General features: G+C 72.5%; 9 protein-coding genes. 6 read left to right on the top strand and 3 right to left on the bottom strand.

Annotated elements, in window-relative coordinates; translation table 11 throughout:
- Window positions 1–225 precede the first annotated feature (225 nt).
- The 3 genes from NQU54_RS38070 to NQU54_RS38060 all read left to right on the top strand — a co-directional run bounded on the left by NQU54_RS38070 (window position 226) and on the right by NQU54_RS38060 (window position 3481).
- Window positions 226–1071 carry a GNAT family N-acetyltransferase gene (locus tag NQU54_RS38070; RefSeq protein WP_257634977.1) on the top strand — a complete coding sequence of 282 codons (846 nt, stop codon included), beginning with the start codon at window positions 226–228 and terminating at the stop codon, window positions 1069–1071.
- A 25-nt stretch (window positions 1072–1096) separates the two neighbouring features.
- Window positions 1097–1666 (top strand): GNAT family N-acetyltransferase, encoded by a 570-nt coding sequence (locus NQU54_RS38065; protein WP_079259157.1) that lies wholly within the window; start codon window positions 1097–1099, stop codon window positions 1664–1666.
- 99 nt (window positions 1667–1765) lie between these two features.
- Complete coding sequence (locus tag NQU54_RS38060; RefSeq protein WP_257634976.1) at window positions 1766–3481, top strand: proline--tRNA ligase; 1716 nt, start codon at window positions 1766–1768, stop codon at window positions 3479–3481.
- A gap of 921 nt (window positions 3482–4402) precedes the next feature.
- Here NQU54_RS38060 and NQU54_RS38055 read toward each other — a convergent pair.
- The 3 genes from NQU54_RS38055 to NQU54_RS38045 form a co-directional block, all read right to left on the bottom strand.
- Window positions 4403–5314, bottom strand: a complete 912-nt coding sequence (locus tag NQU54_RS38055; RefSeq protein WP_257634979.1) for an aminoglycoside phosphotransferase family protein — start codon at window positions 5312–5314, stop codon at window positions 4403–4405.
- Between the two features lie 265 nt (window positions 5315–5579).
- Window positions 5580–6083, bottom strand: coding sequence for a ferritin-like domain-containing protein (locus tag NQU54_RS38050; protein ID WP_257634975.1), 504 nt, complete (start codon window positions 6081–6083; stop codon window positions 5580–5582).
- Window positions 6084–6116: 33 nt separating this feature from the next.
- Complete coding sequence (locus NQU54_RS38045; RefSeq protein WP_257634974.1) at window positions 6117–6761, bottom strand: hypothetical protein; 645 nt, start codon at window positions 6759–6761, stop codon at window positions 6117–6119.
- A gap of 215 nt (window positions 6762–6976) precedes the next feature.
- Between NQU54_RS38045 and rimP the strand changes: the two genes are divergently transcribed.
- The 3 genes from rimP (at window position 6977) to NQU54_RS38030 (ending at window position 8880) form a co-directional block, all read left to right on the top strand.
- A complete protein-coding gene (gene rimP / locus NQU54_RS38040; RefSeq protein ID WP_069874043.1) occupies window positions 6977–7501 on the top strand; it encodes a ribosome maturation factor RimP in 525 nt (174 codons plus the stop codon).
- 2 nt (window positions 7502–7503) lie between these two features.
- Window positions 7504–8496 carry a transcription termination factor NusA gene (nusA, locus tag NQU54_RS38035; RefSeq protein ID WP_257634973.1) on the top strand — a complete coding sequence of 331 codons (993 nt, stop codon included), beginning with the start codon at window positions 7504–7506 and terminating at the stop codon, window positions 8494–8496.
- A 96-nt stretch (window positions 8497–8592) separates the two neighbouring features.
- On the top strand, window positions 8593–8880 hold the full coding sequence (locus tag NQU54_RS38030) for a YlxR family protein (RefSeq protein ID WP_079153777.1): 288 nt from the start codon (window positions 8593–8595) through the stop codon (window positions 8878–8880).
- The last annotated feature ends 47 nt before the right edge of the window (window positions 8881–8927 follow it).

Here is an 8927-nt window from a genome sequence, read left to right as displayed (position 1 = left end):
GATCGCCGAGCAGATGGAGAAGGACGGCATCGCCTCCGGTGAGCCGGAGGTCTCGGTCAGCGGCGGCTGATTCCCACGGACCCGGTCCGCCTCCGGGTGGTCTTCCGGTGAGCGCCCCGGAGGCGAACCAAGCCTCCGGGGAAGCCCCTCTTGGCCTGCGCGGTAGAGTCTGGAGAATCGACGTCCCCGGCCCGCAGGCCCGCACCACGTGAGGCAGACCGACACGTGCTGACCACGTCCACCACCAGGGTCCTCGAGCCCCATGAGCTCGACTCGGCCCTCGCGGTGCTCGACCGCGACCCCGTCTCGAACGCCTTCGTGGCCGCCCGTGTCCAGGTCGCCGGCCTGGACCCGTGGCGGCTCGGCGGTGAGATGTGGGGCTGGTACTCCGGCGGACGGCTGGAGTCGCTCTGCTACGCCGGGGCCAATCTGGTGCCCATCTGCGCGACCCCCGAGGCGGTGCGCGGCTTCGCCGAGCGCGCCCGCCGGGCGGGCCGCCGCTGCTCCTCGATCGTCGGCCCGGCGGAGACCACCGCCGGGCTGTGGTCCCTGCTCGAGCCCAGCTGGGGCCCGGCTCGTGAGGTCCGCGCCCGTCAGCCGCTGATGGTCACCAGCTCGATGCCCGCCGACGTCCCGCCCGATCCGCTGGTACGCCGCGTCTGTAAGGACGAGATGGACGTGATCATGCCGGCGTGCGTGGCGATGTTCACCGAGGAGGTCGGCGTCTCGCCGCTCGCGGGCGACGGCGGGCTGCTGTACCAGGCGCGGGTCGCCGAGCTCGTCACCGCCGGGCGCTCGTTCGCCCGGGTCGAGAACGGCCGGGTGGTGTTCAAGGCCGAGATCGGCGCGGCCACCCCGCACGCGTGTCAGATCCAGGGCGTATGGGTCGCCCCCGAGTACCGCGGCCGCGGCCTCTCCGAGACCGGGATGGCGGCCGTGCTGCGCTATGCGCTGGGCGAGGTCGCCCCGGTGGTGAGCCTGTACGTCAACGACTACAACACCGCAGCCCGCGCCGCGTACCGGCGGGTCGGCTTCCGGGAAGTCGGCGAGTTCATGAGTGTGCTGTTCTGATCGCCGGGCCAGTAGGGTGCCGCCCATGCTGCATCTCCCCGGGGGGCGGACCCCGGAACCCGAAGACGTGGTCGTCGGGTCGCTCGACCTCGCCGCTCGCGTGGACGAAGCGCTCGCCGTCCAGGCCGTCGCCTTCGGGCTGACAGACGAGGAGGTGGGTGTACGCCGCCATATCGTGCTGCGCCACCTCAAGAGCCCCGGTGCCCGCGCGCTCGGCGCGACCACGCCCTCCGGCCGGCTCGTCGGCTTCGTCTACGGCATGCCCAACAACCGCACCCACTGGTGGTCCACGGTGGTCCAGCCGTATCTGCGCGCGGCCGGGCACGATGACTGGCTGGACGACTCGTTCGTCATCACCGAGCTGCATGTGCACCCCGGCTACCAGAACCGCGGCATCGGCCGGCGGCTGATCACGACCATCACGGACGGTGTCGGCCAGCCGCGCTCGATCCTGTCCGCCATCGACGTCGAGAGCCCGGCCCGTGCCCTCTACCGCTCGCTGGGCTACCGCGACCTCGCCCGTCCGGTGCTCTTCCCGAGCGCCCCGAGCCCGTACGCCGTGATGGGAGCGCCCCTGCCGCTGCGCCGCCGCTAGGGTCTGTCGGCGCCTCGCGCATTTCCCCTTACGCATTTCCGGGAAACCGACCGGTGCGGCTAACCTCCTGAACATCCCATCGCACGCAGGAGAGACCCCATGGCCCACGCCGTCAACGTCCAGCGCATGTCCACGATGATGCTGAAGACGCTGCGCGAAGACCCGGCGGACGCCGAGACCGCCAGCCACAAGCTGCTCGTCCGCGCCGGCTATGTCCGCCGCGCCGCCGCGGGCATCTGGACCTGGCTGCCGATCGGCAAGAAGGTCCTGGAGAACGTCTCGCGGATCGTCCGCGAGGAGATGGACGCCATCGGCGCCCAGGAGGTCCTCCTGCCCGCGCTGCTGCCGCGTGAGCCGTACGAGGTGAGCGGCCGCTGGGACGAGTACGGCGATCTGCTCTTCCGGATCAAGGACCGTAAGGGCGCCGACTACCTCCTCGGCCCGACCCACGAGGAGATCTTCACCCTCACGGTGAAGGACCAGTGCACGTCCTACAAGGACCTGCCGGTCATGCTCTACCAGATCCAGACCAAGTACCGGGACGAGGCCCGCCCCCGCTCGGGCGTGCTGCGTGGCCGCGAGTTCCTGATGAAGGACTCGTACTCCTTCGACACCACCGACGAGGGCCTCGCCGAGTCCTACCGGCTGCACCGCGAGGCGTACCAGCGGATCTTCCAGCGGCTGGGCCTGGACTACCGCATCGTCTCCGCGGTCTCCGGCGCGATGGGCGGCTCGGCCTCCGAGGAGTTCCTGGCCCCGGCGGCGGCCGGTGAGGACACCTTCGTCGACTGTCCGAACTGCGACTACGCCGCGAACACCGAGGCGGTCACGGTGGCCGTCCCGCCGGTCGAGGGCGCCGAGCACGGCCCCATCGAGGAGCTGGACACCCCCGACACCCCCACCATCGGGACCCTCGCCGCGCACCTCGGCGTCCCGGCCTCCGCCACCCTGAAGAACCTCCTGGTCAAGATCGACGGCGAGATCACCGCGGTGGGCGTCCCCGGCGACCGCGAGGTGGACCTCGGCAAGCTGGGCGAGCACCTCGCCCCCGCCGTCGTCGAGCTCGTCACGGCCGAGGACTTCGAGGGCCGCCCCGAGCTGGTGCGCGGCTACGTCGGTCCGCAGGGTCTGGCGGGCAAGTCCTTCCGCTATATCGCCGACCCGCGCGTCGCCCCCGGCACCGCCTGGGTGACCGGTGCCAACAAGCCCGACACCCACGCGCGCAACGTGGTCTGCGGCCGGGACTTCGAGGTCGACGAGTACCTCGACGTCGTCGTGGTCGAGCCGGGCGACCCCTGCCCCCGCTGCGGTACGGGCATCGAGCTGGACCGGGCGATCGAGATCGGCCACATCTTCCAGCTCGGCCGCAAGTACGCGGACGCCTTCCAGCTCGATGTGCTCGGCCAGAACGGCAAGCCGGCGCGGGTCACGATGGGCTCGTACGGCGTCGGCGTCTCGCGCGCCGTCGCCGCCCTCGCCGAGCAGACCCACGACGAGTCCGGCCTCTGCTGGCCCCGCGAGGTCGCCCCGGCCGACGTCCACATCGTCGCGGCGGGCAAGGCCCTCCAGACCGAGATGGCCCTCGACATCGCCGAGAAGCTGGGCACGGCGGGCATCCGCGTCATGGTCGACGACCGTGCCGGAGTCTCCCCGGGCGTGAAGTTCACCGACGCGGAGCTGATCGGGGTGCCGACGATTCTGGTTGTGGGGCGTGGGGCGAAGGATGGCGTCGTGGAGCTGAAGGATCGGCGGACGGGGGAGCGGGAGGACGTCGCGATCGACGAGGCCATCGCTCGCCTGACGGCCACCGCCTGACGGCCGCCCCCCGTCATCTGCCGATCCGGCGCCTGCCGATCCCTGAACCCCCGGCTCCCGTGTTCCTGCGAGCCGGGGGTTCGTGGTGTTGGGGGTTTCTGATGTGGGCGCGGGTGCTGGGGCTCCGGGTTGTGGCTGTGGCTGTGGCGCTGGGCGCTGGGGGCTGTGGCGCTTGGCGGTGTGGGCGGGTGCGGGTTTCGTCTCGCGCCTTCGGCGCATTTGAGCAGCGGGGCAGGGGGTGCCGGGCCGGGCTCACGTCGCCGGCCGCCGGGCTGGTGGGGCGTGACGCCGGTGGCGGCTTCTGTGCTCGGTGGCCGGGGCCCCTCCGGAGCGCGGGCGACGGGGGTTCGGTACCCCCTTCTCAAAAACGCTTGATCTGGCGCAACTAATACATCAAGCGATTTCCAGAAGGCACCCCCATACCCGGCCGTCCGGCGTCCGGAGTGGGCCCTCCGGCCACAGAGCCGCCACCGGCGCTCGTGCCTATTGGCTTGCGGTCGGCAGCGCAGACCACCGTCCTGCTGTCCGGCGTGAGCCTCGGCCCCCGGTCACGCCAGTTCCGGCGCTTGCCCTCACCGGCCTTGCGGTCGGCGACAGGCCGTATCCCTGTTGGGCGGCGTGGGCCCTGGCTCTGGGGCGCGGGAGCCGCCACCGGCGCTCATCCCCACTGGCCCAGGCGACGCGGGCTACTGCCCTGTTGTCCGGCAGGGGCCTCGGCCCCCGGTCAGAGAAGCCGCCACCGGGCCCAGCTCCCACCGGCCCGTCACTCGGCAATGTGCCGTGCCCCGGCACCCCCTGCCCCGCTGCTCAATTGCGCCGAAGGCGCGAGACGAAACCCGCACCCACCCACGCCGCCAAGCACCACAGCACCCCACCAGCAGTAACCCACCGCAACCCACCGCACCCCCGCGAACCGCCCCATCACAGCCAGCCCGCGAACTCCAGCAACAGCTCCGCCCGTCGGCGGTCCCCTGCGGCAGCATGCCGCAGACCGGCTTCCACGGCGCGATAGAGAGACCAGCCCCGCAGCCGGTCGCGGTCGACATCCAGGGAGTCCGCCAGCTTGGCGACCCGGCGGCGCGCGGCCGCCGCGGGGCCGGGGCCCGCGGCCAAGTCCTCGTAGCGGTCGAGCACCAGCCGCGCCAAGTCGTACGCGCGCTCGCCCACAAGCGGTGCCGGACCCACCGCGAGCCATGGCGCCCGCTCCCCGGCCAGCACCTTCCCCTGCCGGAAGTCGCCGTGCAGCAGGACCTCCTCGGGCGGCTCGGCGGGCAGCGCCTCCCGCAGCTCCAGCGCCTCCTCGGTGAGCGGACGGGCCTCCGCCGTCCAGCCTCCGGCGCCGAGCATCCGCAGGACCTCGCGATCCTCCTCCGTACGGCCCGTGATCGATGCGAACGGATGCCCCTCGGGCGGTGCCACCCACAGCCGCCGCACCGTGCCCGCCGCCTCCAGCAGCGCCTTCGCCTCGGGCAGCGAGCGCAGCGACACCGTGCCGTGCAGCCGCTCGATCAGCAGCGCACCGGTGTCCGGGTCGGCACGCAGCAGTTGGGCCGCGCCCCAGCCGTCCCAGTGCGCGAGGGCCGCTCGCTCGCACTCGGCGTCCGGACCGGGGACCGGGAACTTCAGCGCCGCCGGGGTGCCGTCCGCCTGCCGTACGAGCGCGACGAGCCCGTGGCGGCCGCCGGGCGTCGATACCCGCTCCAGGGTCAGCTCCCACGCCGCAAGCTGCCGCTCGACCGTCTCGGGCAGGGCGTCCAGCCAGGTGCGTACGGCGCCCGGCGGATCGTCGCTCAGCGCGTCCAGAAGCCGCTTCGGCACGGGGACGCGGGCCATATCGCGGCCGCCGGGCCGTGGTGCCGATGCCATTCCTGAGCTGTCCCCTCCACCATCAGTGACTTCACGGACCTCACGCGTCTGACCGACCACACGCGCCTGACGGACCTCACGCGCCCGGCGGACCACGTGGGCTCCGCAGACCTCATGCGCCTGGCAGACCGCATGGGTCCCGCAGACCCCATGGGTCCAGACCGCATCGCCCGCACAGCACTCGTCGGACCCACCGGCCCCGCCGAGCTCAACCGACGGCCCACGCGCCCGTTCACACCCCGTCCGCCTCACCGCTCGGCGACGCAGACGGCGTGGCCGGTGTGGCGCGTTCGGTGAGTCCAGGGAAGGCTACGCCGCCGCCCCGCCAGCGCACCGCCCGGACCGCCGCCTCCCGCAGCGCGCCCGCGGCCTGGCGGCGCAGGGAACCGGTCGAGGCCCGTACGAGGTCGGCGTAGACGGCGGCGACCCGGTTCTCCAGCTCGGCCGCGAGTCGTACCGCCGCGGGCGCGTCCGGCACCGCGAAGGGCAGGGCGTAGGCGGGCGCCGCGCTCTCGGGGCTGCCGCCGAGGCCGCGCACGGTACGGGCGAGGTCGTCCCGGCGGGCGCGGTGCGCGGCGTAGCCCTCGCGCGCCTCCGCGAGCCGGTCGTCGCCGATCCGCCCGCCGACGACGCCGTACCCGTACACCGCGGCGTGCTCGGCGGCCAGCGCCGCCTGCGCGGCCCTGAGCGCCGCGGCGCGTTCGCCGACGGCCGTATGGCCTGCTCGAATGGCCATGTCAGTACCCCTTCCCGGTCGTCCCGAGCGCCATCACGAGTCCGTGTCGCGCTGCGTGAGGAGATACACGTGGGCGGCGCCGCAGGCCGCGACGGAGGCCAGCAGCCGGGCCAGCTCGGGCGGCGCGGTGGCGAGCGCGGCGGTGCGGGTGTCGGCGATCTGGCGCTCGGCCTGGGCGAGGGCGGAGAGCGCCCGCTTCTCGTCCTTGGGGACCTCCGGCACCCGCCGCCCGCCCGCCGAGGGCGAGCGCGAGGCGGTAGCGGAAGGAGAGGCGGACCGGCCCTTGGCGGTGAAGACCGCGGCGTGCCGGGCGGTCTCCTCCCGCAGCGGCGCAAGCCGCTCCTGAAGGGCGGGGTGCGTGTCCACGGTCGCGTCGTAGCGTGCGAGGAGTGCGGTGGAGTCCCGCGCGCCCCGCGCCCGCAGCAGGGCGACGGCCTCCTCGCCGCCCGCGTCGCGCCGGGGTGCGGAGTCGTCGGAGCAGCCGCTCAGCAGCGCGACGACGCCCAGCACTCCGCCGCCCAGCAGCAGACTCCGCCGCCGGGTCACCGGGGCGGCGCACCCTGAAGCCGCGGCGGACGCGGTGGACGCCGAGGACTCGACGCGCGCCGAGGACGCGGCGGACGAAGGCGAGACCGCGGACAGCGCGTCGGACGCGTCCGACACATCCGACACGGACATGGGACGAGGTGGGGGAGTCGTGATCGACACGTTCCTCTTTCCGGGCTGCGGCCGCTCCCGGCCGCCGGTAGTGATCACAGCAGGCGAGCGTACCCGCGCCGAGGCCGTCTGCCCGGCAGCGCCCACCGAATCGTCAGCCCGCCGCCGGAACAGATAGGCTTTGACCTGACACGCGACCTTCCCACAACAGCACACGCGGCCGAGGAGTCACCCGGATGAGCACCACCCAGAGCGAGAGGCTGCGCGGACTGCTGGAACCGCTCGTCAGCGCGCGGGACCTGGATCTGGAAGAGGTCGAGGTGACTCCGGCCGGGCGGCGGCGTGTGCTGAGAGTGGTCGTGGATTCCGACGACGGTGTCCAGCTGGACACGTGCGCGGAGCTGAGCCGGGACATCTCCAAGACCCTCGACGACACGGACGCCATGGGTCAGACGGCATACGTCCTCGAGGTCACCTCTCCCGGCGCCGAGCGCCCCCTGACCGAGCCGCGTCACTACCGCCGCGCCGCCGGCCGCCTCATGAGAGCGCGGCTCGCCGACGGCGGCGAGCTGGTCGCGCGGATCGTCGAGGTGGACGACGAGGGGCTCGATCTCGAGGTCCCCGGTGTGAAGGGGCGCAAGCCCACCGCCAGGCGGCTGGCCTTCGAGGAGATCTCCAAGGCCCGGGTGGAGATCGAGTTCAGCCGCAAGCCCGCGGAGAAGGCCGCGGGCGAGGACGACGAGAGCAAGGAGGAGGCGTAGCCGTGGACATCGACATGAGTGCCCTGCGGGGTCTGGTGCGAGAGAAGGAGATCTCCTTCGACCTGCTGGTCGAGGCGATCGAATCGGCCCTCCTCATCGCCTACCACCGCACCGAGGGAAGCCGTCGCCGGGCCCGGGTGGAGCTGAACCGCGACACCGGCCATGTGACCGTATGGGCCCGTGAGGACGCCGAGGACCTGACGGAGGGGCAGGAGCCCCGCGAGTTCGACGACACCCCCTCCGGGTTCGGCCGGATCGCCGCGATGACCGCGAAGCAGGTCATCCTCCAGCGGCTGCGGGACGCCGAGGAGGAGATCACCTTCGGCGAGTACGCGGGCCGGGAGGGCGATGTCGTCGCCGGCGTCGTCCAGCAGGGCAAGGACCCCAAGAACGTGCTGGTGGACATCGGCCGTCTCGAGGCGATCCTGCCGGTGCAGGAGCAGGTCCCGGGCGAGGACTACGCACACGGCACCCGGCTGCGTACGTACGTCGTACGAGTCGTCAAGGGTGTGCGCGGACCGTCGGTGACCCTTTCGCGTACGCATCCCAATCTGGTCAAGAAGCTGTTCGCGCTCGAGGTTCCGGAGATCGCGGACGGCTCGGTGGAGATCGCGGCGATCGCCCGTGAGGCGGGCCACCGCACCAAGATCGCGGTCCGGTCCACCCGCGCGGGGCTGAACGCCAAGGGCGCGTGCATCGGCCCGATGGGCGGCCGGGTCCGCAGCGTGATGGCCGAGCTGCACGGCGAGAAGATCGACATCGTCGACTGGTCGGACGACCCCGCTGAGCTGGTGGCGAACGCGCTGTCACCCGCGCGGGTGAGCAAGGTCGACGTGGTCGACCTGGCGGCCCGCTCGGCCCGGGTCACCGTGCCGGACTACCAGCTGTCCCTGGCCATCGGCAAGGAGGGGCAGAACGCGCGGCTCGCGGCGCGGTTGACCGGCTGGCGGATCGACATCCGGCCGGACACCGAGCAGTCGGGTGATCAAGGCTGAATCAGGCCGGATCCCCCGGGAACCGGTCGAAATCGGGTGACGATTCGATCACTCCCCCCAAGGGGTGGGGTCGGCACAGGGAGGTAGACTTAAGCAGTGTCTGGCCGCACGCGAGCTGGTGCCTGCCCTGAGAGAACCTGTGTGGGATGCCGGGATCGGGCGGCCAAGAACGATCTGCTGCGCATCGTGCTGGTCGAGGGTGTTTGTCTCCCCGACCGGCGCGGTACGCTCCCCGGTCGGGGTGCTTATGTCCACCCGACACGGGTCTGCCTTGACCTGGCGGTTCGCCGCCGGGCCTTTTCCCGGGCCTTCAGGGGGCCGGGGGCGCTCGACACCACGGCGCTCCGCCGGTTTGTCGAGCGGGGTGAGCAGGCGACACCCTGAGTAGTTGGAAGAACGGCACGGGACACCGTGCGGTCAGGTACCTCGCG

The organism is Streptomyces malaysiensis subsp. samsunensis, from assembly GCF_024519315.1.
Taxonomy (GTDB): Bacteria; Actinomycetota; Actinomycetes; order Streptomycetales; family Streptomycetaceae; genus Streptomyces; species Streptomyces malaysiensis.
The sequence above is the reverse complement of the archived record's forward strand: the minus strand, read 5'-3'. Positions and strand labels throughout refer to the sequence as shown.

Excerpts from the sequence above, each read along its gene's own strand:
- NQU54_RS38065 (WP_079259157.1), top strand. The coding sequence starts at position 1,097 with ATGCTGCATCTCCCCGGGGGGCGGACCCCGGAACCCGAAGACGTGGTC.
- NQU54_RS38060 (WP_257634976.1), top strand. The coding sequence starts at position 1,766 with ATGGCCCACGCCGTCAACGTCCAGCGCATGTCCACGATGATGCTGAAG.
- NQU54_RS38055 (WP_257634979.1), bottom strand. The coding sequence starts at position 5,314 with ATGGCCCGCGTCCCCGTGCCGAAGCGGCTTCTGGACGCGCTGAGCGAC.
- NQU54_RS38050 (WP_257634975.1), bottom strand. The coding sequence starts at position 6,083 with ATGGCCATTCGAGCAGGCCATACGGCCGTCGGCGAACGCGCCGCGGCG.
- NQU54_RS38045 (WP_257634974.1), bottom strand. The coding sequence starts at position 6,761 with ATGTCCGTGTCGGATGTGTCGGACGCGTCCGACGCGCTGTCCGCGGTC.
- rimP (WP_069874043.1), top strand. The coding sequence starts at position 6,977 with ATGAGCACCACCCAGAGCGAGAGGCTGCGCGGACTGCTGGAACCGCTC.